Raw genomic sequence first — 26,800 nt, forward strand, 5'->3', positions numbered from 1 at the left:
CTCCCTGAGGATACAATAGGGGCTGTAACTGTATAAAGAGAGTGTTATGGATCAAAGTACTACACAAATTTATAAACGTCTTATTTCTTACGTTGGTGCGTACAGAACAGTCGCCATCGTCGCTATTATTGGCATGATAGGGTATTCAGGTATGGATGCTTTATTTATTCAGCTTATGAAGCCGTTTATTGACGAAGGTCTTAATGAGCGCAATGCTGATGTATTAAAATATGCACCATTTGTAGTTATTGCCTTGGTAATAGGGCGTGGTGTATTTAACTTTATGTCGTCTTATTGTTTGAGTTATGTAGGCTCACAAGTTGTACGCTCGCTGCGCCAAGAGTTGTTTGAACATATTCTACATTTACCGGTATCGTTTCATGATAAAAATTCCACCGGCGATCTTATTTCCAAAATAACCTTTGATACCGAACAAGTACAACAAGCTATTACCAAGGCATTATTAATTGTAGTGCGTGAAGGCGCTTTTGTGGTGTTTTTACTCGCAGTTATGTTTTATACCAGTTGGCAATTATCGCTGATATTTTTAGTTATTATTCCTTTAGTTGCTGTCATAGTCACTGTTGTGTCAAAGCGCTTTAGACACATTTCTAAAAGTATTCAATCAGCTATGGGGCAAGTTACTCGTAGCTCAGAGCAAATGCTAAGCGGTCATAAAGTGATCCATGGTTTTGGTGGCCAAAATCAAGAAATAGATCAGTTTTCAAAAGTAAATAATCATAATCGTCAGCAACGAATTAAAATGGACGCAACTAAAGCCTTGAGTGTATCAATCATTCAAGTATTGGCTGCCAGCGCTATGGCGGTTATTTTATGGGTTGTGTCAATGCCTTCGATGATTGACACCATAAGCTCAGGCGACTTTGTAGTATTAATTTCATCAATGATGATGTTACTTCGCCCGCTTAAACAGCTAGCTAATGTAAACAGTGATATGCAGCGAGGAGTTTCAGCCGCGCAAAGTGTGTTTTTAATACTCGACGAGGAAGTAGAAAAAGACACAGGTACTGTAAGCGTAGATAAAGTAAAAGGCTTGATTGAAGTTAAAAATGTCACCTTTAAATACCCAACTAAAGATGAGCCGGTATTAAACAATTTATCGTTAACGATTAAAGCGGGTGAAAGCATTGCTTTAGTTGGGCGTTCGGGCTCAGGTAAATCTACTATTTCTAACCTATTGCCACGTTATTATGATTTAGAAGCGCCTAGTGAAATTTTACTCGATGGCATTGCACTGCATGATTATAAGCTAACCGATTTACGTCGTCAGTTTGCGCTAGTGTCGCAACAAGTGGTGTTATTTAACGACTCCATTGCCAATAATATTTGTTACGGTTTACAGCGTGAAATATCGCAGCAAGAACTGGAAAAAGTAGCCAAGCAAGCGCATGTATGGGAGTTTGTAAAAGACTTACCAGAGCAGCTAAATACTATGGTTGGCGAAAATGGGGTAATGCTCTCTGGTGGTCAACGCCAACGTATTGCTATTGCTCGTGCAATATTAAAAGATGCGCCTATTTTAATCCTTGATGAAGCAACATCTGCGCTCGATACTGAATCAGAAAAACTAATTCAGCAAGCACTCGAGGCATTAATGAAAGACAAAACCTCGATTGTAATTGCGCATCGCTTATCGACGATAGAAAATAGCGACCGAATTTATGTTATAGATAATGGCAGTGTTATTGAAAGTGGCGATCATTTAAGTTTACTGGCAAATAATGGCACTTATTCAGCATTATGCAAAATGCAATTTGGTGAGCAAGGGTGAGCAAAATTGAACAAAGCTGGTATCAGCCTGTCAGTTTAATTACTATATTATTACTGCCTTTAGCTGCACTGTTTTGGCTAATATCAACATTACGTAAATGGCTTTATACATGCGGTATACTAACGCAATTTAGTAGCAAAACACCTGTAATTGTAGTGGGTAATATTAGTGTTGGCGGCAATGGTAAAACGCCATTTGTACTGTGGCTACACGCTCATTTAACTCAGCAAGGTTTATCTGTAGGTATTATTAGCCGAGGCTACGGCGGGCATGCTAAGCAATATCCATTGCTTGTTGATCATAACAGTACTACGCTTGAGGCGGGCGATGAACCGATACTTTTATATCATCGTTTGCAGTGCCCCATAGCGGTTGGCCCAAACAGACAACAAAATATAGAATTACTTGAACAAACCTCTGCTATTGATGTAATTATATCTGACGATGGCATGCAACATTATAAAATGGCACGTAGTATTGAATGCTGTATTGTTGATAGTGCACGTCAATTTGGCAACGGTTTGTTAATGCCAGCAGGCCCGCTTCGCGAAACTAAAAAGCGTTTAAAGAGCGTTGATTTAGTGATAGAAAATGGCGGCAACAACCCACAACGTTATAATTTGCAGCCTGCAGCTTTAAAATCTGTGCTCAATAATAGTATGCTAACAGAGCCTATATTAACAGCCCACGCTGTGAGTGCTATTGGTAATCCGCTGCGTTTTGAGCAGTCATTACAAGCACAAGGCATTACCTTAGTATCAACCCATCATTATCGAGACCATTATGCATACACTGCTGATGATTTTACTCAGTTTGGTGATGAAAATGTGTTAATGACCGAAAAAGATGCTGTAAAGTGTAGTGCTTTTGCAAAACAAAATTGGTATTACTTACCAGTGGATGCTCAACCTACCGATAGCGTTATAAACAAATTAAATTCATTATTAAAAGATAAAGGGATCCTCAATGGCCTTTGATACAAAATTACTCGAAATTATCGCCTGCCCAGTATGTAAGGGTAAATTACGTTTTGATAAAGAAAACAGCGAACTAATAAGTACAGCCGCTAAGTTGGCGTATCCGGTTATCGATGACATTCCAGTATTGCTTGAAAATGAAGCGCGTGAATTGTCACTTGATGAGGTACAAAAGTGGAATTCGTAGTTGTTATTCCTGCGCGTTACGCTTCTAGCCGTTTACCAGGCAAACCACTAGCCGATATTTGTGGTAAGCCAATGATCCAGCATGTTTACGAAAAAGCCTGTTTATCGGGTGCGAGTAAAGTTGTTATTGCGACCGATCATCAAAAAGTATTTGATGCTGTGAGTACCTTTACAAGTGATGTATTAATGACGCGTGAAGATCATCAGTCAGGCACGGAACGTTTAGCAGAGGTTGTTGATTTACTTAAGCTTGATAACAACACTATTGTAGTTAATGTGCAAGGTGATGAGCCATTATTGGCACCAGAAAATGTATCTCAAGTTGCCACGTTATTAAATGAATCAACTGCACCTATGGCCACTTTAAGTGTAGCGATAGAAGAGCAAGAAGACGTTTTTAATCCTAATGCAGTTAAAGTCGTTAGCGATATTAATAAAAATGCATTGTATTTTTCGCGTGCCAGTATTCCGTTTGATCGTAGCGCCATGATGGGCGAGCAGAGCACGCTGGATTTAACGCCGTTTCAACGCCATGTGGGTATTTATGCCTACCGAGCTGGTTTTATTAAGCAATATATTGAGCTAAGTGTGTCGCCGCTAGAGCAGCTAGAATCACTAGAACAATTACGTGTGCTTTACCATGGCTACAATATTAAAATAGAGCAAGCGCATATTACTCCACAAGCGGGTGTCGATACCCCAGAAGATTTAGCTAAAGTAATTAGCTATTTGCAAAGTAAACACGCGTGAGCATTACGGATAAAGCCTATTTAAAAGTTGTGCATAGTCATAGCGACTTTTATATTTTAGCAAAACCTGCAGGGCTGAATTTTCATTCAGAAGACGCCGCAGGTTTTGTGGTATTAGCAGAGCAGCAATTAAATGAAAAACTCTTTGCAGTACACCGCCTCGATAAAGTGACCTCAGGCTTGCTTATTTTAGCGCGCAATAAACTCGCCGCCGCTAAATTTACGCAAATGTTTACTGAGCACACAATTAATAAGTTTTACTTGGCTATTAGCGACGCCAAGCCTAAAAAAAAGCAGGGTTGGATAAAAGGCGATATGGCAAAATCACGCCGTGGTACTTTTAAGTTACTTACAACAACAGCTAATCCTGCTATTAGTCGTTTTTATTCTGTAAGTTATAAACCCGGTTTTAGGGGGTATATTTTAAAACCTTACTCAGGTAAAACGCACCAATTAAGAGTAGCGCTAAAAAGTATAGGCGCACCTATATTAGGTGATACCTCTTATGCAGGTGCGCATAGCGCACGTACTTACTTGCATGCATTTGCGCTTGATTTCTTATGGAATGAGCAGCAAATACAATTTACTCTTTTACCCGATAACGGGGATGAGTTTACACAATTAATTAAACATCAAGATTTTCAAGCATGGAAAACACCATGGCAACTGGATTGGTAAATGACTGAAAAAGTAACAGACATACGTTTTGGCGGGATCAAACGTTTATACGGACAACAACAGTTTGACTGGTTACAGCAGGCACATTTTTGTGTTGTTGGCATTGGTGGTGTTGGTAGTTGGGCCGCAGAAGCATTGGCGCGCACTGGGGTTGGCAAATTAACCCTAATAGATTTAGATGATATTTGTGCCACTAATGTAAATAGACAAATACACGCACTTACCGGCACCATTGGCCAAGCTAAAGTGGAGGCGATGAAAGCGCGTTGTGAGTTAATTAACCCACAATGTGAAGTGCAGGTGATTGATGACTTTATTACTTTAGATAACATTCATGAGCATATTCAGGGCTTTGATTATGTTATTGATTGTATTGACGCAGTGAAAGAAAAAGCGGCATTAATTGCGCATTGTAAACGCAATAAACTAGCTGTAATTACTACCGGCGGCGCAGGTGGGCAAACTGATCCGGGGCAAATTACGTTTGGCGATGTGGCTAAAACTACCCAAGATCCACTCTTAGCTAAAGTGCGTTATATTTTACGCAAGCAATATAATTTTAGTAATAACCCTAAGCGTAAGTTTAATATTGATTGTGTATATTCAACAGAGCAGCTGGTATACCCAGGCAGTGATGGCAGTGTTTGCCATGCTAAGCAAAATGCCGATGGTAGTATGAATATGGATTGTAATAATGGCTTTGGCTCAGTGACTATGATCACTGGCAGCTTTGGCTTTTTTGTAGCTGCAAAAGCCGTTCGTAAATATTTAGATAAAAAACAGCGTTTACTTAGCTCCCAAGCATAACGCTGCTTATAACTTAACCTGATCTTGGGTTAATTTAACTTATTTTTTGTTTAGCCATGGTTTGAATCGTCTCTACCATGGCTTTAATACCATTCCCTCTAGATGGACTTAAGTGGCTAATTAACCCTAGTTTTTCAAACTCTTGATAGGCGTTTATCTCCAGTACTTGCTCTGGGGTAAGGCCATTGTATAGCGCTAATATTAAGGCAAGTAAGCCCTTTACAATACGGGTATCAGAATCACCTATCACCACGAGTGTATTTTCGGTTAAATCAAACTCCACAAATAGCCACACTTTACTTTCGCAGCCAGGAACTAATGCGCTGTCTATTTTCAAAACGTCAGCAAGTACTGGTAATGTTTTACCAAGTAACATTATTTCTCGGTATTTTTGCTGCCATGCAGGTGCATTTTTTATCCCTTGGGCTGCTTTATTATAAGTATTTGTCATATTCTTATCCAACATTAGTCTAATAGAGCAATGCATTTTTGTAGTGCATTAATAAAATTATCTACATCTGTATGGTTATTATAGAAAGCTAAGCTTGCTCTAAGGGTGCCATTGACCCCTAAATGCGCCATTAAAGGCTGAGTGCAATGATGGCCACTGCGCAGTGCAACCCCATATCCGTCAAGTAAAGTTGCCAAATCGTATGGATGCTCATCTTTATAGTTAAAACATAAAGTGCCAATATTATGCTTAAGGTCACTAAATAGGGTGATGCCATCAATTTGCTGTAGTTTATTGGTTGCATAATTAAATAGCGTTTGTTCATATTCAATTAAAGCAGGGTGATTTAATGCATTTATGTACTCAAGTGCCGCACCAAAGCCTAATACGCCGGCAATATTTGGCGTCCCCGATTCAAACTTTGCCGGAGCATCGCGATAAGTGCTGTGCGTTAAGGTTACGGTTTGGATCATTTCTCCCCCAGTTTGGTATGGGGTGAGGGCATTTAATTGCTCGTAGCGGCCATATAAGCCGCCTAAACCGGTTGGCCCCAGCATTTTATGGGCAGAAAAAACGTAAAAATCACAATTAAGTGTGCTTAAATTAGCTTTTAAATGCATTGCTCCTTGTGCGCCATCAACCAGTACTAATGCGCCTACCGCTTTCGCACTGGCAATTAACGGCGCTAAATTAGTGATATTACCAAGCGCATTAGAGGCTTGGCTAATGGCCAATAACTTAGGTTTATGCTGCTTTATAAATTCACAGCATGCAGGTATATCAAAGGTGGCATCGTCGTTAAGCGGTAAAATAGCAAGCTTAGCACCAGTTTGCTGAGACAAAACCTGCCAAGGTACAATATTAGCATGATGCTCAATAGGCGTAATAATGATGGTATCGCTGGCTTTTATTTGATTTTTTAAGCCATTAGCAACTAAGTTTATAGCTTCAGTTGCCCCTTTAGTCCATACAATTTCATTACTATTAACACCAAAAAATTCTGCAGCTTTATCGCGTACTTGCTCATAACGATAAGTAGCCTGCTCACTGAGGGTATGGCGTCCACGATGTACGTTCGCGTTTTGCGCTGCATAAAACTCTGCCGTGGTATCAATAACGCATTGTGGCTTTTGTGTGGTTGCCCCAGAGTCTAAATAAGTTAAAGTTTGGCTATTAATCGTTTGATTTAGGATAGGGAAATCATTACGTATTTTAGTGATATCAAACGTGGAAACAGACATAAGCTCATTTAATTAGTCAATTTAGGGCGAGAATTGTAATCTGTTTAAGATAATTCTCAAGTGCTGAGTAACAAAAAAGGCCGCAATAGCGACCTTTTAAAATACTTAAGCAATATTACAGCGAATTAACGCTTGTCAGTTGCTTTGTAGTCACGTTGTGTGTAACCCGTGTAAAGCTGACGTGGGCGGCTGATCTTATGACCAGGTTGAGATAGCATCTCATCCCAGTGAGTGATCCAACCAACAGTACGTGCCATTGCAAAAATTACAGTGAACATGCTTGTTGGAATACCGATCGCTTTTAAGATAATACCTGAGTAAAAATCTACGTTAGGGTAGAGTTTCTTCTCAACAAAGTACGGGTCTTCAAGCGCAATTTGCTCAAGCTTCATTGCAATATCAAGCAATGGATCTTGAATATTTAGCTCAGCAAGTACTTCGTGACACGTTTGACGCATTACCGTTGCACGTGGATCAAAGTTTTTGTAAACACGGTGACCAAAGCCCATAAGACGGAACGGGTCTGACTTATCTTTTGCTTTAGCTACGTATTCGTCAATGCGATCAACAGAACCAATTTCTTCTAACATGTTTAAACATGCTTCGTTAGCGCCGCCGTGTGCAGGGCCCCAAAGAGATGCGATACCAGCAGCAATACAAGCATATGGGTTAGCACCAGATGAACCTGCAAGACGTACAGTAGACGTTGATGCGTTTTGTTCATGATCAGCATGAAGCATGAATATTTTATCCATAGCTTTAGCCGTTACAGGGTTAACTTTATACTCTTCAGCAGGTACAGAGAACATCATATGTAAGAAGTTTTCGGCGTAGCTTAAATCGTTACGTGGGTATACAAATGGTTGGCCAATGTTTGTTTTATAAGCCATAGCTGCAATAGTAGGTAACTTAGCTACTAATTTAATTGCACTTGTTTTGCGTTGGCTTGCGTCTGTAATATCAAGATCTTCATGATAAAAAGATGATAAAGCACCAACCACGCCACATAGCATTGCCATAGGATGTGCATCAAAACGGAAACCTTGGAAGAAAGTTGCAATTTTTTCATCTAGCATAGTACTGCGAGTGATTTGTTGTGCAAATTCTTCATACTGCTCTTTTGAAGGTAACTCACCGTTTAATAGTAAGTAACATAGCTCTACATAGTTAGAGTCTTCAGCAAGCTGCTCAATTGGGTAACCACGATGAAGTAGAACACCTTTGCCGCCATCAATATAAGTAATTGTAGATTCACAAGAGCCAGTCGACATAAAACCTGGATCGTAAGTAAAGTGACCATGTGAACCTAATGTACGTACGTCAATTACATCCTGGCCAGCAGTACCTTGATAAATTGGAAGTTCGATTGGATCTAGACCATCAATATGGACTGTGGCTTTCTTATCCGCCATCTATGTATCTCCTATTAAGATAACTATTCTGATTTTATACTCTAAAATCTGTTTTAAGCACATCTTCTCATTTTAACGTGAAAGAGGGGTATAAAGTCAATTTTTATAAGCATTATGCGTATACGTATAATAAATATTCGGTATGGTTTGAATATTATACCATTGGCTAATTTGCAAATGGCTCTAACTAAACAAGAATTGTAAAAAGGCCTGCGGCTATATATACTGTCGAAGGTTTTTAACCGTATTGTATTTAGGTAAACATATTTTTACATTATAATTTTTGCATTATAGTGAACTTTATTTGTAAAGAGACGTTTATTTTGATAGTTCCATCAGAAATATTTGGTGGGTTTTAGAAAAACAAGTAGATGAGCCCCACTGTGGGCAAGATGGGCAAGTAACTGTGAAAAAGCAAAGACCTGTAAATCTAGATCTAACAACTATATCTATGCCGGCAACGGCTAAAGCGTCAATTTTCCACCGCGTCACCGGTGTTGCATTATTTTTTGCTTTAACGTTTGTCATTTGGGCTTGGTCAGAGTCTCTTTCTTCTGCTGAAGGTTTTGAATTCGTCAAGGGTCTGTTTAACGGATTCATTGCCAAATTTATTGCTTGGGGCACCGTGTCTGTATTGGGTTATCACCTTATTGGTGGTATTCGCCATATGATTATGGATATGGGACATTGGGAAGAACTTGAATCAGGTAACCTCAGCGCTAAAATTGCAATGGCTCTTGGCGTTGTGTTTGCCGTATTGGCAGGGGTGTGGATATGGTTTTAAATCAAGCAACTCTTAAACGTGATGGTGTACAAGATTTCGTATCTTTACGTACCACGGCATTAATAATAAGCGCGTATGCGATTTTTATTATCGGCTATTTTTTAGCAACGCCAGAAGTCACTTTCGAAGCCTGGACAGGCCTCTTCTCTAACCTAGCAATGAAAGGGTTTACTTTAATTGCCCTGGTTTGCATTATGGTTCATACCCGCATTGGCCTTTGGCAAGTTCTAACAGACTATGTTAAGTGCGCTAAGCTTCGTGCTGTTTTAGGCTTTGTACTAAACCTAATGGCCTTTGCTTACGTAGCTATTGGTCTAATCGTATTATGGGGTGTATAAGTGAAATATTCTGTTCGTGAATTTGACGCCGTAGTAATCGGTGCCGGTGGTGCAGGTATGCGCGCTGCTTTAGCTATTACTGAGTCTGGCAAAACGTGTGCTTTAATCTCTAAAGTATTTCCAACTCGCTCACACACTGTATCAGCACAGGGTGGTATTACAGTAGCGCTTGGTAACTCGCACGAAGATAACTGGGAATGGCACATGTACGATACCGTTAAGGGCTCCGATTTTATCGGTGACCAAGACGCTATTGAATATATGTGTCAAACAGGCCCAGAAGCTATTACTGAATTAGAAAACATGGGTCTCCCATTTTCTCGCTTTGAAAATGGCCGTGTTTACCAACGTCCTTTCGGTGGTCAATCGAAAAACTTTGGTGGTGAACAAGCTGCACGTACTGCGGCAGCTGCCGATCGTACTGGTCACGCACTATTACACCTTCTTTATCAACAAAATGTTAAAAACAAAACAAATGTATTCTCAGAATGGTATGCACTTGATTTAGTTAAAAACGATAATGGTGATGTAGTAGGTTGTACTGCAATTGAAATTGAAACAGGTGAAATCACTTATTTCAAATCTAAAGCAGTAGTATTAGCAACAGGTGGTGCGGGTCGTATTTTTGCATCAACTACTAATGCGCACATCAACACCGGCGACGGCGTTGGTATGGCAACACGTGCTGGTATTTCTATGCAAGATATGGAAATGTGGCAGTTCCACCCAACGGGTATTGCTGGCGCGGGTACGCTAGTAACTGAAGGTTGTCGTGGCGAAGGTGGTTATCTTTTAAATAAAGATGGCGAGCGTTTCATGGAACGTTATGCACCAAACGCAAAAGACTTAGCGTCTCGCGATGTGGTTGCACGTTCAATGATGACTGAGATCCGTGAAGGTCGTGGTTGTGATGGTCCTTGGGGTCCTCACCTTAAGCTAAAACTAGATCACTTAGGTGCAGAAACACTAAATCTGCGTCTTCCTGGTGTATGTGATCTTGCTAAAACATTTGCTCACGTTGACCCTGCAAAAGAACCAATTCCAGTAATTCCTACATGTCATTACATGATGGGTGGCGTGCCAACCAACGTAAATGGTCAAGCGCTACAAATCGACGCAAACGGCAAAGAAACAATCGTTGAAGGTTTGTTTGCGGTAGGTGAGATTGCCTGTGTATCAGTACACGGTGCTAACCGCTTAGGTGGTAACTCATTACTTGATTTAGTGGTATTTGGTCGTGCGGCCGGTAACTTCTTAGGTAAATACCTAAATGATGTTGAAATTTCTAAAGCGGCATCAGAGTCTGATTTAGAAACATCACTTGCACGTTACAATCGTTGGGAAAATTCAACGGCTGGCCAAGGTGAAGATCCAGTTCAAATCAAAAAAGACTTACAGCAATGTATGCAACTTAACTTCTCGGTATTTCGTGAAGGTGACTCAATGGCTGCTGGTCTGCAAGAACTTAAAGAAATTCGTGAACGTCTGCAACATGCACGTCTTGATGATAAATCATCAGACTTCAACACGCAGCGTATTGAATGTCTTGAACTAGATAACTTAATGGAAACAGCTTACTCAACTGCAGTAGCTGCAAACTTCCGTACCGAAAGCCGTGGTGCACATTCTCGCTTTGACTTCCCAGATCGTGATGACGAAAACTGGTTATGTCACTCAGTATTTAATCCGTTAACGGATGAAATGAGCAAGCGTGACGTAAACTACGCGCCTAAGTCGCGTGAAGCTTTCCCACCTAAAGCACGTGTGTACTAGGAGATAGACGATGGCACAAGTACAATTTTCAGTTTATCGTTATAATCCCGATGTTGACAACGCACCTCGTATGCAAGAATACACCTTGCAAACAGAGGAAGGTCACGACATGATGGTTTTGGATGCACTTATTCTTTTAAAAGAACAAGATCCAACATTATCTTTCCGTCGTTCATGCCGTGAAGGTGTGTGTGGATCTGATGGTGTTAACATGAATGGTAAAAATGGTTTGGCATGTATCACTCCTTTATCTACGCTGCAAAAAGGTGGCAAAGGTAAAATAGTAGTGCGTCCATTACCAGGCTTACCTGTGGTTCGTGACCTTGTTATTGACATGAGTCAGTTCTACACTCAATACGAAAAAGTTAAACCGTATCTAATTAATGACACGCCAGCAGCTGGCGAGCGTCTTCAAACAATCGAAGAACGTGATAAGTTAGATGGGCTTTATGAGTGTATTTTATGTGCATGTTGTTCAACATCGTGTCCTTCGTTCTGGTGGAATCCAGACAAGTTCATTGGTCCAGCAGGCCTTCTTCATGCTTACCGTTTCTTGGCTGATAGCCGAGATACAGCAACAGAAGAGCGTTTAGCTGACTTAGACGATGCTTTCAGTGTGTTCCGTTGCCACAGTATAATGAACTGTGTTAGCGTTTGTCCTAAGGGTCTTAATCCGACCAAAGCAATTGGACAAATAAAATCTATGTTATTAAACCGAGCGGTTTAATTACTTAGTAAATGTAGGATGGCTAATACTAATTAGTCATCCTGTTATCATAACTATTAATTTCTGCGCTAAAGAAAAGGGCTTATAAATGCACGAAGGTGTGATGAAGGCATGGCTAGAATCTTCACATTTAAACGGCGGTAACGTTGCTTATATTGAAGAGCTTTATGAAGCGTATTTAGACGATGCGACTTCGGTGCCAGAAGAATGGCGAGAAGTGTTTGAACAATTACCTAAAGTTGATGGTGTGGATGTTGAAGTAAAACATTCAGAAGTTCGAGCACAGTTTGCGGCGCTTGCTAAAAACAAGCATAGAGAAGTAGTGGTAGCAGAGGGCAGTGGCGGTGACCTTAAACAGGTTAAAGTATTGCAACTTATTAATGCTTTCCGTTTTCGTGGACACCAAAATGCTAACTTAGATCCGTTAGGTATTTGGCAGCGAGAGCGCGTACGAGATTTAGAGCTAGATTACCACGACCTATCCAATGCTGACTTTGACCGCGAATTTAATGTAGGATCGTTTGCTGTAGGGCGCGATACTATGCCTCTAGGTGAGTTATACCAAGCACTAAAAACCACGTATTGTGGTTCTATTGGCGCCGAGTATATGCACATCACATCAACAGAAGAAAAACGTTGGTTACAACAGCGTTTAGAGTCTGTTCAGTCTAGGCCAAAATTCAATAAAGACGAAAAGCTACGTATCCTTAAAGGATTAACCGCAGCCGATGGTCTTGAAAAATATTTAGGGGCTAAGTTCCCAGGTGCTAAGCGCTTCTCACTTGAAGGTGGCGATGCGTTAGTACCTATGCTTAAAGAGCTGATTCACCGCGCTGGTGAAAGTGGCCAAAAAGAAGCTGTTATTGGTATGGCTCACCGCGGCCGTTTAAACGTACTTGTGAACGTACTTGGTAAAAATCCATCAGAGTTATTTGATGAGTTTGCCGGTAAACACAAAGACACGTTAAGCTCGGGTGATGTTAAATACCACATGGGTTACTCATCTGACTTTGCTACTAAAGGTGGCAATGTGCACATGGCACTTGCGTTTAACCCATCGCATCTTGAAATTGTAAATCCAGTGGTTATGGGCTCAGTACGTGCTCGTTTAGACCGCTTAGGTGACAGCTCAGGTATTAAAGCACTGCCAATTACTATTCATGGCGACTCAGCAATTGCTGGTCAAGGTGTTGTACAAGAAACATTTAACATGTCACAAACAAACGCCTTTAGCTGTGGCGGTAGTATTCGTATAGTAGTAAATAACCAAGTTGGTTTTACAACGTCTAAACAAGACGATGTACGTTCTACTCCATACTGTACTGACATTGCTAAAATGGTGCAGTCGCCAATATTTCATGTTAATTCTGACGATCCAGAAGCAGTGGCATTTGTTACTCAACTGGCACTTGATTTCAGAAACCAATTTAAGCGTGACGTTGTAATTGACCTTGTTTGTTACCGTCGCCATGGTCATAACGAAGCTGATGAGCCTAATGCTACTCAGCCTGTTATGTATCAAAAAATTAAAAAGCATCCAGTTCCACGTTTAATTTACGCTGATCAATTAATTGCCGAAGGCTCATTCACTGAAGATGAGGTTAAAGCACTTGTTGATGATTACCGTAATGGTTTAGACGAAGGTAATTGTGTGGTTGATGAAATACAGCCAGAAACATCACATTCATCAGATTGGGCAAAGTATGTTGGCCATGAATGGAGTGTTGATTACGATGCAAGTGTCTCGGTTGAAAAACTAAAAGAGCTTGGCAACATAGTGTCTAGCTACCCAGAGAGTCATAAAGCTCAATCGCGCGTGAAGAAAATTTACGACGATCGTAAGCTAATGGCATCTGGCGAAAAGCCGCTTGATTGGGGCATGGCAGAAACACTAGCTTATGCAACTATTGCAGCAGAAGGCACAGATATTCGCTTTACTGGACAAGATTCTGGTCGTGGTACTTTCTTCCATCGCCATGCGGTAGTACATAGTCAAGCCGATGGTGCGACTTACACTCCACTTGAGCATGTTGGTAAAGATCAAGGTACTTTCCAAGTATTCGATTCAGTTCTTTCTGAAGAAGCGGTTGTTGCTTTTGAATATGGTTACGCAACCGCAGAGCCAACGTCATTAATTATTTGGGAAGCACAGTTTGGTGACTTTGCAAACGGCGCACAAGTTGTATTTGATCAGTTTTTAAGCTCGGGTGAGCAAAAGTGGGGGCGTTTATGCGGCCTTACTATTTTATTACCACATGGTTACGAAGGCCAAGGTCCAGAGCACAGCTCTGCACGCTTAGAGCGCTTTTTACAACTTTGTGCTGATCACAATATGCAAGTATGTGTACCTTCAACGCCAGCGCAAGTATATGCAATGCTTCGTCGTCAATCAGTTAGACCATTGCGTCGTCCACTGATTGTTATGACGCCTAAGTCATTACTACGCCATCCGTTAGCAGTGTCTTCGCTAGAAGAACTCTCTGCAGGTGTTTTTCATAATGTGATTGACGAAATTGATGATATTAACCCTGAGAAAGTAGAACGCGTTATTTTTTGTAGTGGTAAAGTTTACTATGAACTATTACAAGAGCGCCGCAAGCTTGAACAAGATAATATTGCTATCGTACGTGTAGAGCAGCTTTACCCGTTCCCACACGACGAAATGAAAACTATTATAGAGCGTTACCAGCACGTAACTGATTTTGTATGGTGTCAAGAAGAGCCGCAAAACCAAGGTGCATGGTATTGCTCGCAACATCACTTCAAAGATGCTATTCCACAAAACGCTAAACTAACGTATGCGGGTCGTAAGGCCTCAGCATCACCAGCATGTGGTTATATGTCAGTACATACTAAAGAACAACAAGCGCTCGTTGCCGACGCGCTTACTATCGAAAATAAAGGATAAGCAATGAGCACAGAAATTAAAGTTCCTGTTCTTCCTGAGTCGGTTGCAGATGCTACCGTTGCTACATGGCATGTAAGTGTTGGCGACAAAGTAACTCGCGACCAAAACTTAGTAGACATTGAAACAGATAAAGTGGTTTTAGAAGTTGTTGCGCAACATGACGGTGTGATTACTGAAATTACACAAGAAGAAGGCGCTACGGTACTTGGCGATCAAGTTATCGGTTTACTTGGCGATGCTGATGCAGCACCAGCAAGTGAAGATGCACCAAAAGAAGACTCTTCAACTGAAGAATCTGCAGCAACTAAATCAGAAGACGCGCCAGCGGCGCAATCAGCACCAGCATCAGAAGGTAAAGAAGTGGATATTAAAGTTCCTGTACTTCCAGAATCAGTTGCAGACGCAACAATTGCTACATGGCATGTACAAGCAGGCGACGCAGTAACTCGCGATCAAAACTTAGTAGATATTGAAACTGATAAAGTGGTACTTGAGGTTGTTGCTCAAGAAGACGGTATCATGGGTGAAATAATCCACGGCGAAGGCGACACTGTATTAGGCGAGCAAGTAATTGGTTCGGTTAAAGCGGGCGGCGCTCCAGCAGCACCAGCTAAAAAAGCAGACGCAGCTGCACCAGCAGCAAATGAGTCAAACGACAGCTCTGATGTGTTAACACCTTCAGTACGTCGTTTAATTGCTGAAAAAGGCCTAGACGCTGCAAAAATTAAAGGCACGGGTAAAAACGGTCGTGTAACTAAAGAAGACGTAGATACTTTCTTAAAAGCACCTGCACCAGCGGCAAAAGCAGCACCAGCGGCGGCACCTGCAGCAGCAATGGGCGATCGTACACAAAAACGTGTTCCTATGACGCGTTTACGTAAAACAATTGCTAAGCGCTTACTTGAAGCGAAAAACTCAACTGCAATGTTAACAACATTCAACGAAGTGAACATGGAACCTATCATGAGCCTTCGTAAGCAGTATCAAGAAGTGTTTGAAAAGCGCCACGGTATTCGTTTAGGTTTCATGTCTTTCTACGTGAAAGCGGTTACTGAAGCACTTAAGCGCTTCCCAGATGTAAATGCATCAATTGATGGTGACGATATTGTTTATCACAACTACTTCGACATCAGCATCGCTGTATCTACACCTCGTGGTCTAGTAACGCCAGTACTTAAAGATTGTGACAAGTTATCAGTTGCAGAAATCGAAAAAGGTATTCGTGAGCTAGCACTAAAAGGTCGTGATGGTAAGCTAACACTTGATGATATGACGGGTGGTAACTTCACTATTACAAATGGCGGTGTATTTGGTTCTTTACTATCTACTCCTATCATTAATTTACCGCAGTCTTCAATTTTGGGTATGCATAAAATCCAAGATCGTCCAATGGCTGTAAACGGTAAAGTAGAAATACTTCCTATGATGTATTTAGCACTTTCTTATGACCACCGCATCATTGATGGCAAAGAATCTGTTGGCTTCTTAGTAACAATTAAAGAGTTACTTGAAGATCCAACACGCTTATTACTGGATGTTTAATTTAGTTGTATGAAATGTAAGCTGTGAATGAACATTCACAGCTTTTTTTTTGCGCCTTTGGTCATACTGGGGTTTTCATGTTAAGCCTTGGGATCTATACTATGGTCGCAATTTGGGATAGTTGTTTATTTGAAAAAATATTCGGCTCTTTTAGTATAAAAATTTGGATAAAGCATCATGAATTTGCATGAGTATCAGGCAAAACAACTTTTTGCCGAATATGGTTTACCAGTTTCTACAGGTTACGCTTGCGATACACCTGAAGAAGCTGCAGCTGCTGCTGAAAAAATTGGCGGCGATATGTGGGTTGTTAAAACTCAGGTTCACGCAGGTGGACGTGGTAAAGCTGGCGGTGTAAAGCTAGTAAAAACTATCGACGAAGTTAAAGCGTTTGCAGCTAACTGGTTAGGTAAAAACCTAGTTACTTACCAAACAGACGAGAAAGGCCAGCCAGTTGCTAAAATTTTAGTAGAAAGCTGTACTGACATCGCCAACGAATTGTACCTAGGTGCAGTTGTTGACCGTGCATCTCGCAAAGTTGTTTTCATGGCGTCTACTGAAGGCGGCGTTGAAATTGAAACTGTTGCTGAGGAAACACCTGAGCTTATCCACAAAGCTGAGATCGACCCATTAGTAGGTCCTCAAGCTTATCAAGCACGTGAACTAGGTTTCAAATTGGGTCTTAACCCAGTACAAATGAAACAGTTTGTTAAGATCTTTATGGGTCTTGGTAAAATGTTCACTGATTTTGATTTCGCATTACTTGAAATCAACCCGCTTGTGATCACAGACGAAGGTAACCTTCACTGTCTTGACGGCAAAATCGGTATCGATGGTAATGCACTTTACCGTCAACCTAAAATCCGTGAATTCCACGATCCTTCACAAGAAGATTCACGTGAAGCACATGCAGCAAGCTTTGAGCTTAACTACGTAGCGCTAGATGGTAACGTTGGTTGTATGGTTAACGGTGCAGGCCTAGCAATGGGTACTATGGACATCGTAAACCTACACGGTGGCAAACCGGCTAACTTCCTAGATGTTGGCGGCGGCGCGACTAAAGAACGAGTTTCTGAAGCATTCAAAATCATTCTTTCTGATGATAATGTTAAAGCTGTTTTAGTTAACATCTTTGGCGGTATTGTACGTTGTGACATGATTGCTGAAGGCATCATTGGCGCAGTTAAAGAAGTAGGCGTAAACGTACCAGTAGTTGTACGTTTAGAAGGTACTAACGCTGAACTAGGCCGTGAAGTTCTTAAAAACTCTGGTCTAGACATCATCGCTGCTGAATCACTAACAGACGCTGCTGAAAAAGTAGTTGCTGCTGCGGAGGGCAAATAATGTCTGTATTAATCAATAAAGATACAAAAGTTATCTGTCAAGGTTTCACCGGTGGCCAAGGTACTTTCCACTCAGAGCAAGCGCTTGAGTACGGTACACAAATGGTTGGTGGCGTAAGCCCAGGTAAAGGCGGTCAAACGCACCTTGGTCTTCCTGTATTCAATACAGTACGTGAAGCAGTACAAGAAACTGGCGCAACTGCGTCTGTTATCTATGTACCAGCACCTTTTTGTAAAGATGCAATCTTAGAAGCAATCGATGCAGGCATCGAGCTGATTGTTTGTATCACTGAAGGTATTCCTACACTTGATATGGTTGATGTTAAAATCAAACTAGATCAAACAGGTACACGTATGATCGGTCCTAACTGCCCAGGTGTTATTACTCCTGGTGAAACTAAGATTGGTATCATGCCTGGTCATATCCACAAACCTGGTAAAGTAGGTATTGTTTCTCGCTCTGGTACATTAACGTACGAAGCAGTTAAGCAAACTACTGATGCTGGTTTTGGTCAGTCTACATGTGTTGGTATTGGTGGCGACCCAATTCCAGGTACTAACTTTATCGACGTTTTAGAAATGTTCGAAAAAGATCCACAAACTGAAGCGATCGTAATGATCGGTGAAATTGGTGGTACTGCAGAAGAAGAAGCTGCAGAGTACATCAAAGCACACGTTACTAAACCTGTAGTATCTTACATTGCTGGTGTTACTGCACCAGAAGGTAAGCGTATGGGTCACGCTGGCGCAATCATTGCCGGTGGTAAAGGTACTGCTGATGAGAAATTTGCTGCACTAGAAGCTGCGGGCGTAAAAACTGTACGTTCACTTGCTGATATCGGTAAAGCACTTAAAGAGAAAACAGGCTGGTAATCGCTTTTTTACTCTAAAAAGGCTCGCTAATGCGAGCCTTTTTGTTATCTGCACTTTTACTTTTACACTTAGTATAGGTAGCTTATATGCTGATAAAACCGCACTGATAAATCTTGGCGTTGTTTATTTATAGCTAACTCATCGCACAAAGTATGAATCGTTTTCTCTACTTGATTCATAAACCGCCCATAGCCCATTTCATTATTATTATGCTGCGCAGCTACCACTACAAAATGCAGTGTTTCTACTAATTTATCTTCATTAAATAGCGCTTTAATTTGCACTTGATCAGTCTCTATGTCAAAGCTTAACTTTTGTAATTCTTGATTACCGTCATTTTTATCAATGCTGCTATTACGAATAATTGGTATAGCGCCATTAGCAACCATAGCCCCGTGGGTTAACTTATTGGTATTACAAATTTGGGTAAATAAATCGGTAAAGTATGTATAAAATTGCTTAAAATCACGATTATTTATTTGTGTTTGAAATTGCGTTTTGATTGCTCGTGACACTGGAATAGCGAAGGTTGCATAGCTCATTTGGGCATGATCACTGGGAATATTACACTGCCTTGACTGGTAGCGAGGGTAGAGGCTACGCAGTTTATAACCGTAGGTTTGTTTATTGCCTTTATCTTTAGCAAATAAGTCATAGGTTAAATGTTGATGATCGCGCAGTTTAAACAGTGGTTGTTCTAAAAATAACTGCTGTTGTAAATTATTTAATACCTTTTGTACTTTGCTATGAAACAGTGCTGAATTTGCACGCAGATCGTCACCGGTTGCTAAAAATAACAGCCTGATTTTTTTACTGGCTATATTTTCAGTGTAGTACGCTTTATGTGCTTCGTGGTAGCGAGGGTTATAAAAAAACAACATTTGTTTATTCGTTTCAAGCTGATACGACTCATCGTTAAAGCGTACTACAGGTAGTTTGTCGTTCGCTAATAAATGCACATTGTGTAAGCCAAGCTCATCACAGCAAGAAAAAAGCTCACGTGCTATACGCTCATAACAACAGTTAATATTACTAAAGCTTTTATAAAAATCAGTGGTAGGGGTTATTTCAGCTAAAAGGTAGTGATTGGTACGGGCATTGGTTGGAATATAAACACGGTGTTGATTTTGTATAGCCATCATGGTTCCTTTAAGTCAGGTTATTTGCTTACTATAATGGCCTTTGATGACGTTATTATTGCGCTAAAACAAAGTTTATTCATTAACTGACTCGTTACTGAATTAAAGTTAACCAAGATCTAAAATAAACCTTAATCTATTGCTGTATGTTAGTGTATGTTTTTGTAATAATGCATTAGTTTTGTTATCACGCACTATTTTGAGGATCATACTCCTATGGCGGAAATCGAGAATCGCCCAAGTAATTTTATTAGAACCCGCATTGACCAAGATTTAGCAAGTGGAAAGCATGCGTCTACGCATACTCGTTTTCCACCCGAACCAAATGGTTTTTTACACATTGGCCATGCAAAATCAATTTGTTTAAATTTTGGCATCGCAAAAGACTATAACGGTTTATGTAACTTACGCTTTGACGATACAAACCCAGAAAAAGAAGATATTAACTACGTTAATTCTATTAAAGAAGACGTGCAGTGGTTAGGCTTTAATTGGGATGGCGAAATTAAATACTCGTCTAATTACTTCGATATATTATACGATTATGCAGTTGAGCTAATAAATAAAGGCTTAGCGTATGTGTGCTTTTTAACGGCAGATCAAGCCCGTGAATACCGTGGCACATTAAAAGAGCCGGGTAAAAACAGCCCATACCGCGATACAGCAAGTGATGAGAACCTCGCGTTATTTGAAAAAATGCGTAATGGCGAGTTTAAAGAAGGCGAGTGTGTACTGCGCGCTAAAATTGATATGGCAAGCTCATTTATGGTGCTTCGCGATCCTATTATTTATCGTGTACGCTTTGCTCATCATCATCAAACTGCAGATAAGTGGTGCATTTACCCAATGTACGACTTTACTCACTGTATTTCTGATGCGCTAGAGGGCATTACGCATTCATTGTGTACACTGGAGTTTCAAGATAACCGTCGTTTATACGACTGGGTACTTGATAACATCAGTTTAGAGTGTCATCCACAGCAAATTGAGTTTTCACGCTTAAACCTAGAGTACACTATTATGTCTAAGCGCAAGCTCAGCGACTTAGTAGTGAATAATCATGTAGAAGGGTGGGATGATCCACGTATGCCTACGATTGCAGGCTTACGTCGTCGTGGTTATACCCCAGCCTCCATTCGTGAGTTCTGCTTACGTATTGGTGTAACCAAACAAGAAAACATGGTTGAAATGGGCATGCTTGAAGCCTGTATCCGTGAAGATCTTAACGAAAATGCACCACGTGCAATGGCGGTACTTGATCCCGTTAAAATCGTTATTGAAAACTATGATGCTGATAAAGTTGAAACCTTATCTGTGGCTAATCACCCAAATAAAGAAGAAATGGGTCGCCGTGATGTGCCATTCACACGTGAAATTTATATTGAACGTGAAGACTTTAAAGAAGAAGCTAATAACAAGTTCAAACGTTTAGTACTTGATAAAGAAGTACGCTTACGCGGCGCTTATGTTATTAAAGCACAGCGTGTTGAAAAAGACGAAAACGGTGAAATTACCACTATTTACTGTACTTATGATCCAGAAACGCTAGGTAAAAACCCAAGTGATGGTCGTAAAGTTAAAGGGGTTATTCATTGGGTATCGGCAAGTGAAGCGATTACAGCAGAAGTACGTTTGTATGACCGTTTATTTAGCGTACCAAACCCAGCAGCAGCCGATGAGTTTGAAAGCACCTTAAACCCTGACTCATTAGTTATTTTAACGAATGCTAAGTTAGAGCCATCGTTGGCTAATTCAGCAGCCGAGCAAGGTTTTCAGTTTGAACGTACTGGCTATTTTTCGCGAGATTCAAAAGCGAAAAACATAGTATTTAATCAAACAGTGGGTCTGCGTGACTCATGGTCAAAAACCCAGTAAAGGTTAACGCCTCTGTACTCATTATTACCTAGGAAGTGTTAGTAATGAGTACTGGGAATTTTACTGACAAAAAAACCTGCATTAAGCAGGTTTTTTTTGTTTATAATACAAGCTTAACTTATATTATTAGCAAAATTTTTGCACGCTTCTTTGTCTTCGCATTCACCATACAAATATAAAGAATGATTGGTTAATTTAATACCATTTCTTTCAGCAACTTCAAGTTGGCGACGTTCAATAACATCATCTTCAAACTCAACCACTTTACCACATTTTAGACATACTAAGTGGTCATGGTGAGTGCTGGTTGCAAGTTCAAATACTGATTTACCACCTTCAAAGTGATGGCGAGTAACAATACCAGCGTCATCAAATTGATTAAGTACGCGATATACAGTTGCAAGACCGATTTCTTCACCCAAATCTAGAAGAATTTTATAAACATCCTCAGCACTAATATGCTGGTTATCAGGTGATTGTAAAATCTCTAAAATCTTAATTCGCGGTAAAGTAACCTTTAAACCGGCTTTTTTTAATTCCAAATTATGATCAGTCATTAAATCTGTCTCAATTTTGTTTGGTTATACTAGACACCTTGCAAGGATGTACACGAATAGATGTACACGACACATCAACCGGTAAGGGTAACGTGCCTAGCTACTAAGTGCAAAGGTCAAAGCTAATAAATACCGATAAAAACGCATTTACTAATATATTGCTACTAATTTAAGCAAAAACCAAGAAAAAATAAAGTTAATCAGCAAGTTCGCTTAAACACATTTCTTCATAAACTTGGGCAGACCAGGCTTTAACACGCTGCTCAGTGAGTTCTGGTTGACGGTCTTCATCGATACCTAAACCAACAAAATGTTTGTCATCAGCAATACCTTTAGATGCTTCAAAGTTATAACTTTCACTTGGCCAATGACCAACCACAATAGCACCACGTTCAGTAACTATATCGTTAATCATGCCCATTGCATCTAAAAAGTACTCTGCGTAGTCTTCTTGGTCACCACAACCAAAAATAGCAACCAGCTTACCTTCAAAGTCTACTTCTTCAAGCTCAGGAAAAAAATCATCCCAATCACATTGCGCTTCGCCATAATACCAAGTAGGAATACCAAATAAGATTAAATCAAATTCCGCAATCTCTTCTTTAGAGCTTTTTGCAATATCATGTACAGCTACGAGCTTTTTACCCAATTCTTTTTGGATCATTTTTGCTACGTGTTCTGTATTACCTGTGTCACTTCCGAAAAAAATGCCTACACTTGCCATGGATTAAACCTTTTATCTATCAATAGCCAATCTTTCTTGTAAAATTGTTTCAATCAACACACTGCGGCTAATATTTTGTGCATCTGCCATATCACTAAGTGCCTGATATAACTGTGAAGAAACTTTAAATTCAACACGCTTTAAACCACGTGCTTTATCTCTTTTTATTTGATTACGTTTATTAACCTTTAACTGCATATCCCGTGGAAGGGGATTGGTTTTAGGTCTGCCTGGGCGTTTTTCGTATTCAAATAAATCGAGCGTTGTTCTATCTGTTTCTGACTTGGCCATGCTTAACCTACACCTGCGCCTTGCCAAAATACTTGAATAAGTCCTTTAGCAATAAAGCCAGAACACCCTAAAAAGAGTACAGCCCAAACAATGTAACGACCAAACTTGGGTACATTGCCGCTTTTTAGTACGTCTTTAATTGCCATACCGATAAATATAAAAATACCGGCTAAGCCAAAATACAACCCTAAGGTATCAAATTCGTTAATTAACTGACTGACCATCAACGTGTAACCTTTAAATTAAACGGCGCATACTATAGCATATAAATATACGACTTTTTAGTACGCAAAATCAAAAACAGGCGATTAAAATGAGTTTAAATCGCAGTTAAAAAGTCATTTATTGCTTTATTCACTGCTAATGGCTTTTGCGCATGCAACCAGTGGCCAGCACCGTGAATTATTTTGGCACTGGCATTACTAAAGCGCGCATTAATAGCCGCTCTATGCTCAGCTAATATATAGTCAGAATCATTACCTTTAATAAATAGAGTGTCGCACAAACAAGAATTGTTTTCATTAACATTGTCGGTAATTATCGAATAATTTTTATCAAGACTCAATAAATTAAACCGCCATGCAAAATTGCCTTCATCGTTTTTAGCTAAACTTTTTAATAAAAACTGACGCACACCCATCTCGTCTATAAAAGGCTGCATAATTGCATCGGCATGCTTTCTATCTGTAATAGATTCGTTTGCAACCGCTTTAAGCGCTTGAATAATTTTAGTGTGGCGAGCAGGGTAACTAACAGGTGCTATATCAAGCACAATTAATTTATTAACGTGCTCTGGATGGGTTAATGCCAATTCCATTGCTACTTTTCCGCCCATAGAGTGGCCTATAATGTGCGCTTTATCTATGTTCAAATGCGTTAATAATTCAATAATATCTTGGGCCATTGCCGCATAAGTCATTGTATCGCTATGGGGCGATTTGCCATGGTTACGTAAATCGACATTGGTTACGGTATAAAATTCACTAAGGGGTTTTGCGATCACGTTTAAGTTCTCTAATGATCCAAAAAGCCCATGAATTAAAATAACATGTGGGCCTTGCCCTTGTTGCTTATAATTTAACTGCATATTAGCCTCAGTGTAAAATTCGCCATAGTGTGACGAGCATTTGCTTAAAAAGCAAAAAATACAGTCACAAAATATAATATTGGGCTGTAGCCTGTTTTATCAACAATATTTAGCTATTTAATCGTGCTAAATAGTAATTTAAATAGCGCACATAAGTAATTTAAAATATATGTTTACAGCGGGGTTTGTTGTAACTCGCATTTCTAACTGGTTTGGGTATAATCACACGGAAAGAAAAATGTGGCCGTAATGACAGGAAGAACATGAAACAAATCGACATAGACGACGAGTTATATCAGTATATTGCCAGCAATACGCAAAGTATTGGTGAGAGCGCATCCACTATTTTACGTCGTTTATTAAATCTGAGCGGCGAAAAAATTCAGACCGCAAACGTAGAGCTTAATCAAAATAATCAAACAACAACTACCTTGCCTAAAATTACCCCTGTAGCAGAGCAAACACCTGCGCTTGCTGCTAAGCCAAGTGCAGTAGCTGAGAAGTCTGTGCAGCAAAAAAATGCGAATGTATTTAATGTATTAAATAAAGAAGAGTTGGCAATGCAGAAAGGCGTTGTGGGTCGGTTTTTATTTATTTTAAGTGCATTTTACCGTACCCATAAAACTGACTTTCGCGCCGTATTAGATATCAAAGGCCGTGATCGCGTTTACTTTGCTACTAGCAAAGAAGACTTAGTTAATAGTGGTAGCAGTATGAACCCTAAAAACATCACCGACAGTGAGTACTGGGTAATGACAAACTCTAACACTACACGTAAAAAAATGATGCTTCATGAAGTTGCTTTGTGTTTAGGTTATAGCACAGAACAAGCTGAAAAAATTCGCGACTACCTGTAAGGAAATACTATGGCTATTCATCCAGGTGCGGGCAAACCAGCTCCACAATCGGTATTAATAAATGTACCTAAATTAGTCTCTGCGTATTATTTAAATGAGCCAGACCTTGAGCAGAATCCAGAGCATTGTGTTGCATTTGGTACATCAGGGCATCGTGGTTGCTCCTACGATGTTAAATTTAACGAGTCGCACATACTCTCTATTACTCAAGCTATTTGTGACTACAGAAAACAAAACGATATTTTTGGCCCGTTATTTTTAGGAAAAGACACCCACGCTTTAAGTGAAGCGGCCTTTAATTCGGCAATAGAAGTATTAGTAGCCAACGAAGTGCAAGTGATCACCCAAGACGATGGTGACTTTACTCCAACACCGGTAATTAGCCACGCTATTGTAAGTTACAACAAGCTGCACCCAAATGAATTAGCCGACGGCATTGTAGTTACGCCTTCGCATAACCCACCAGAGGATGGCGGGTTTAAATACAACCCACCCGATGGCGGGCCTGCCGATACCGACGTGACTAAATGGATAGAAGACAGAGCTAATCAGTTATTACTAGAGGACTTAGTTGAAGTGGAATTATTTCCGTTTGCTAAAGCCTCGCGCTCAGGGTTTATTAAATACCAAGACTTAATGACCCCGTATATTAATGATCTAGAAAATATTGTTAATTTAAAAGCCATTAGCGAAGCGGGTATCAAAATTGGCGTTGATCCGCTGGGCGGCTCAGGCATTAATTTTTGGCCGGTTATCGCTAAAAAATATAATTTAGACATTAGCGTTGTAAATGATGTTGTTGATCCTCGTTTTGCATTTATGCCACTTGATAAAGATGGCAAAATTCGTATGGATTGCTCATCACCTTATTCAATGGCCAACCTTATTGCGCTTAAAGATGATTTTGATATTGCCATTGGTAACGATCCAGATTACGACCGCCATGGCATAGTAACGCCAGATGGTTTAATGAACCCTAATCACTTTTTAGCGGTTGCGATTGATTATTTGCTTAAAAATCGAGACTGGAACGCAAATGTGCAAATTGGCAAAACGTTAGTTTCCAGCTCCATGATCGACAAAGTTACTGAGCGTAATGGCCGTAAAGTAAAAGAAGTACCGGTTGGCTTTAAATGGTTTGTTGAAGGGTTAAATAAAGGTAAGTTAGCCTTTGGCGGCGAAGAAAGTGCTGGCGCCGCATTTTTACGTTTTGATGGCAGTGTTTGGTGTACCGACAAAGATGGCTTTATTATGGGCTTATTAGCGGCCGAAATACTTGCTGTTACCGGTAAAACACCGTCTGCTCTTTATAAAGAGTTAGAGCAAGAATTTGGCTCGCCGCTTTATAAACGTATAGACGCACCGGCTACAAGCACGCAAAAATCGCGTTTAAAAGCCCTCAGTGCCGACGACGTTAAAGCCGATACACTCGCAGGTGAACCTATTTTACAAAAGCTAACCCATGCGCCAGGTAATAATGCGCCAATTGGTGGTTTAAAAGTAGTTACCGAAAGTGGTTGGTTTGCAGCGCGTCCATCGGGTACTGAAGATATATACAAAATTTACCTTGAGTCGTTTAAAGGTGAAGCGCATTTAGCACTACTTGAAAAAGAAGCTAAAAAGCTAGTAGACTCAGTTATTAGCTAATATCGCTTATATTACTTAAAAACGGCTGATTTAATCAGCCGT

At 40.2% G+C, this 26,800-nt stretch carries 26 protein-coding genes; 17 read left to right on the plus strand and 9 right to left on the minus strand.

What is annotated here, in order from left to right; all coding sequences use genetic code 11:
* Positions 1–46 precede the first annotated feature (46 nt).
* The 6 genes from msbA to tcdA are packed head-to-tail and all read left to right on the plus strand — an operon-like array spanning position 47 to position 5,189.
* Entirely contained in the window at positions 47–1,792 is a 1,746-nt protein-coding gene (gene msbA / locus H5079_RS03870) for a lipid A export permease/ATP-binding protein MsbA (RefSeq protein WP_011328339.1), read from the plus strand.
* Positions 1,789–2,769: a tetraacyldisaccharide 4'-kinase gene (gene lpxK, locus H5079_RS03875; RefSeq protein ID WP_089368349.1), complete on the plus strand. Its 981-nt coding sequence runs from the start codon at positions 1,789–1,791 to the stop codon at positions 2,767–2,769. Before msbA ends, lpxK begins: the two co-directional genes overlap by 4 nt.
* Positions 2,759–2,956: a Trm112 family protein gene (locus tag H5079_RS03880; RefSeq protein ID WP_011328337.1), complete on the plus strand. Its 198-nt coding sequence runs from the start codon at positions 2,759–2,761 to the stop codon at positions 2,954–2,956. The genes lpxK and H5079_RS03880 overlap by 11 nt, the downstream gene beginning before the upstream one ends.
* Positions 2,944–3,705 carry a 3-deoxy-manno-octulosonate cytidylyltransferase gene (gene kdsB / locus H5079_RS03885; protein WP_011328336.1) on the plus strand — a complete coding sequence of 254 codons (762 nt, stop codon included), beginning with the start codon at positions 2,944–2,946 and terminating at the stop codon, positions 3,703–3,705. Before H5079_RS03880 ends, kdsB begins: the two co-directional genes overlap by 13 nt.
* On the plus strand, positions 3,702–4,382 hold the full coding sequence (locus tag H5079_RS03890; protein WP_182683470.1) for a TIGR01621 family pseudouridine synthase: 681 nt from the start codon (positions 3,702–3,704) through the stop codon (positions 4,380–4,382). The genes kdsB and H5079_RS03890 overlap by 4 nt, the downstream gene beginning before the upstream one ends.
* The gene (gene tcdA, locus H5079_RS03895; RefSeq protein WP_089368348.1) at positions 4,383–5,189 is read left to right on the plus strand and encodes a tRNA cyclic N6-threonylcarbamoyladenosine(37) synthase TcdA; all 807 of its coding nucleotides are present in this window, start codon (positions 4,383–4,385) and stop codon (positions 5,187–5,189) included.
* A gap of 34 nt (positions 5,190–5,223) precedes the next feature.
* Here the strand turns inward: tcdA and H5079_RS03900 are convergent, their stop codons facing one another.
* The 3 genes from H5079_RS03900 to H5079_RS03910 all read right to left on the minus strand — a co-directional run bounded on the left by H5079_RS03900 (position 5,224) and on the right by H5079_RS03910 (position 8,293).
* Complete coding sequence (locus H5079_RS03900; protein WP_182676632.1) at positions 5,224–5,640, minus strand: SufE family protein; 417 nt, start codon at positions 5,638–5,640, stop codon at positions 5,224–5,226.
* Between the two features lie 14 nt (positions 5,641–5,654).
* Positions 5,655–6,881, minus strand: coding sequence for an aminotransferase class V-fold PLP-dependent enzyme (locus H5079_RS03905; RefSeq protein ID WP_182683471.1), 1,227 nt, complete (start codon positions 6,879–6,881; stop codon positions 5,655–5,657).
* A gap of 125 nt (positions 6,882–7,006) precedes the next feature.
* Positions 7,007–8,293 (minus strand): citrate synthase, encoded by a 1,287-nt coding sequence (locus H5079_RS03910; RefSeq protein ID WP_011328331.1) that lies wholly within the window; start codon positions 8,291–8,293, stop codon positions 7,007–7,009.
* 406 nt (positions 8,294–8,699) lie between these two features.
* Here H5079_RS03910 and sdhC point away from each other — a divergent pair, with 406 nt between their 5' ends.
* The 8 genes from sdhC (at position 8,700) to sucD (ending at position 18,581) form a co-directional block, all read left to right on the plus strand.
* On the plus strand, positions 8,700–9,077 hold the full coding sequence (sdhC, locus tag H5079_RS03915) for a succinate dehydrogenase, cytochrome b556 subunit (RefSeq protein WP_011328329.1): 378 nt from the start codon (positions 8,700–8,702) through the stop codon (positions 9,075–9,077).
* Entirely contained in the window at positions 9,068–9,415 is a 348-nt protein-coding gene (gene sdhD, locus H5079_RS03920; RefSeq protein ID WP_011328328.1) for a succinate dehydrogenase, hydrophobic membrane anchor protein, read from the plus strand. Before sdhC ends, sdhD begins: the two co-directional genes overlap by 10 nt.
* Positions 9,416–11,188, plus strand: a complete 1,773-nt coding sequence (gene sdhA / locus H5079_RS03925) for a succinate dehydrogenase flavoprotein subunit (RefSeq protein WP_011328327.1) — start codon at positions 9,416–9,418, stop codon at positions 11,186–11,188.
* A gap of 10 nt (positions 11,189–11,198) precedes the next feature.
* Entirely contained in the window at positions 11,199–11,915 is a 717-nt protein-coding gene (locus tag H5079_RS03930) for a succinate dehydrogenase iron-sulfur subunit (RefSeq protein ID WP_011328326.1), read from the plus strand.
* 88 nt (positions 11,916–12,003) lie between these two features.
* The gene (gene sucA, locus H5079_RS03935; RefSeq protein ID WP_011328325.1) at positions 12,004–14,823 is read left to right on the plus strand and encodes a 2-oxoglutarate dehydrogenase E1 component; all 2,820 of its coding nucleotides are present in this window, start codon (positions 12,004–12,006) and stop codon (positions 14,821–14,823) included.
* 3 nt (positions 14,824–14,826) lie between these two features.
* The gene (gene odhB, locus H5079_RS03940; protein WP_182683472.1) at positions 14,827–16,365 is read left to right on the plus strand and encodes a 2-oxoglutarate dehydrogenase complex dihydrolipoyllysine-residue succinyltransferase; all 1,539 of its coding nucleotides are present in this window, start codon (positions 14,827–14,829) and stop codon (positions 16,363–16,365) included.
* Positions 16,366–16,542: 177 nt separating this feature from the next.
* Positions 16,543–17,709 carry an ADP-forming succinate--CoA ligase subunit beta gene (sucC, locus tag H5079_RS03945; protein ID WP_011328323.1) on the plus strand — a complete coding sequence of 389 codons (1,167 nt, stop codon included), beginning with the start codon at positions 16,543–16,545 and terminating at the stop codon, positions 17,707–17,709.
* Positions 17,709–18,581, plus strand: coding sequence for a succinate--CoA ligase subunit alpha (sucD, locus tag H5079_RS03950; RefSeq protein ID WP_011328322.1), 873 nt, complete (start codon positions 17,709–17,711; stop codon positions 18,579–18,581). Before sucC ends, sucD begins: the two co-directional genes overlap by 1 nt.
* 68 nt (positions 18,582–18,649) lie before the next feature.
* Here sucD and H5079_RS03955 read toward each other — a convergent pair whose 3' ends face one another.
* The gene (locus tag H5079_RS03955) at positions 18,650–19,720 is read right to left on the minus strand and encodes a DUF3083 family protein (protein WP_011328321.1); all 1,071 of its coding nucleotides are present in this window, start codon (positions 19,718–19,720) and stop codon (positions 18,650–18,652) included.
* Positions 19,721–19,936: 216 nt separating this feature from the next.
* On the opposite strand from H5079_RS03955, the gene glnS reads away from it, so the two are divergent.
* The gene (gene glnS / locus H5079_RS03960; RefSeq protein ID WP_011328320.1) at positions 19,937–21,595 is read left to right on the plus strand and encodes a glutamine--tRNA ligase; all 1,659 of its coding nucleotides are present in this window, start codon (positions 19,937–19,939) and stop codon (positions 21,593–21,595) included.
* 113 nt (positions 21,596–21,708) lie between these two features.
* On the opposite strand, the gene fur is transcribed toward glnS, so the two are convergent.
* The 5 genes from fur to H5079_RS03985 all read right to left on the minus strand — a co-directional run bounded on the left by fur (position 21,709) and on the right by H5079_RS03985 (position 24,254).
* A complete protein-coding gene (gene fur, locus H5079_RS03965; protein WP_011328319.1) occupies positions 21,709–22,152 on the minus strand; it encodes a ferric iron uptake transcriptional regulator in 444 nt (147 codons plus the stop codon).
* A 196-nt stretch (positions 22,153–22,348) separates the two neighbouring features.
* Positions 22,349–22,876: a flavodoxin FldA gene (gene fldA / locus H5079_RS03970; RefSeq protein WP_011328317.1), complete on the minus strand. Its 528-nt coding sequence runs from the start codon at positions 22,874–22,876 to the stop codon at positions 22,349–22,351.
* Between the two features lie 12 nt (positions 22,877–22,888).
* Entirely contained in the window at positions 22,889–23,167 is a 279-nt protein-coding gene (ybfE, locus tag H5079_RS03975) for a LexA regulated protein (protein ID WP_011328316.1), read from the minus strand.
* 2 nt (positions 23,168–23,169) lie between these two features.
* Positions 23,170–23,391, minus strand: coding sequence for a DUF2788 domain-containing protein (locus H5079_RS03980; RefSeq protein WP_011328315.1), 222 nt, complete (start codon positions 23,389–23,391; stop codon positions 23,170–23,172).
* 95 nt (positions 23,392–23,486) lie between these two features.
* Positions 23,487–24,254, minus strand: coding sequence for an alpha/beta fold hydrolase (locus tag H5079_RS03985; protein WP_086994251.1), 768 nt, complete (start codon positions 24,252–24,254; stop codon positions 23,487–23,489).
* Between the two features lie 263 nt (positions 24,255–24,517).
* Here H5079_RS03985 and seqA point away from each other — a divergent pair, with 263 nt between their 5' ends.
* Both seqA and pgm read left to right on the plus strand, forming a co-directional pair.
* Positions 24,518–25,111 (plus strand): replication initiation negative regulator SeqA, encoded by a 594-nt coding sequence (gene seqA / locus H5079_RS03990; RefSeq protein ID WP_089368346.1) that lies wholly within the window; start codon positions 24,518–24,520, stop codon positions 25,109–25,111.
* Positions 25,112–25,120: 9 nt separating this feature from the next.
* On the plus strand, positions 25,121–26,758 hold the full coding sequence (pgm, locus tag H5079_RS03995; RefSeq protein WP_011328312.1) for a phosphoglucomutase (alpha-D-glucose-1,6-bisphosphate-dependent): 1,638 nt from the start codon (positions 25,121–25,123) through the stop codon (positions 26,756–26,758).
* Positions 26,759–26,800 lie beyond the last annotated feature (42 nt).

This window comes from Pseudoalteromonas sp. SG44-5, assembly GCF_014164175.1.
GTDB classification, from domain to species: domain Bacteria; phylum Pseudomonadota; class Gammaproteobacteria; order Enterobacterales; family Alteromonadaceae; genus Pseudoalteromonas; species Pseudoalteromonas nigrifaciens.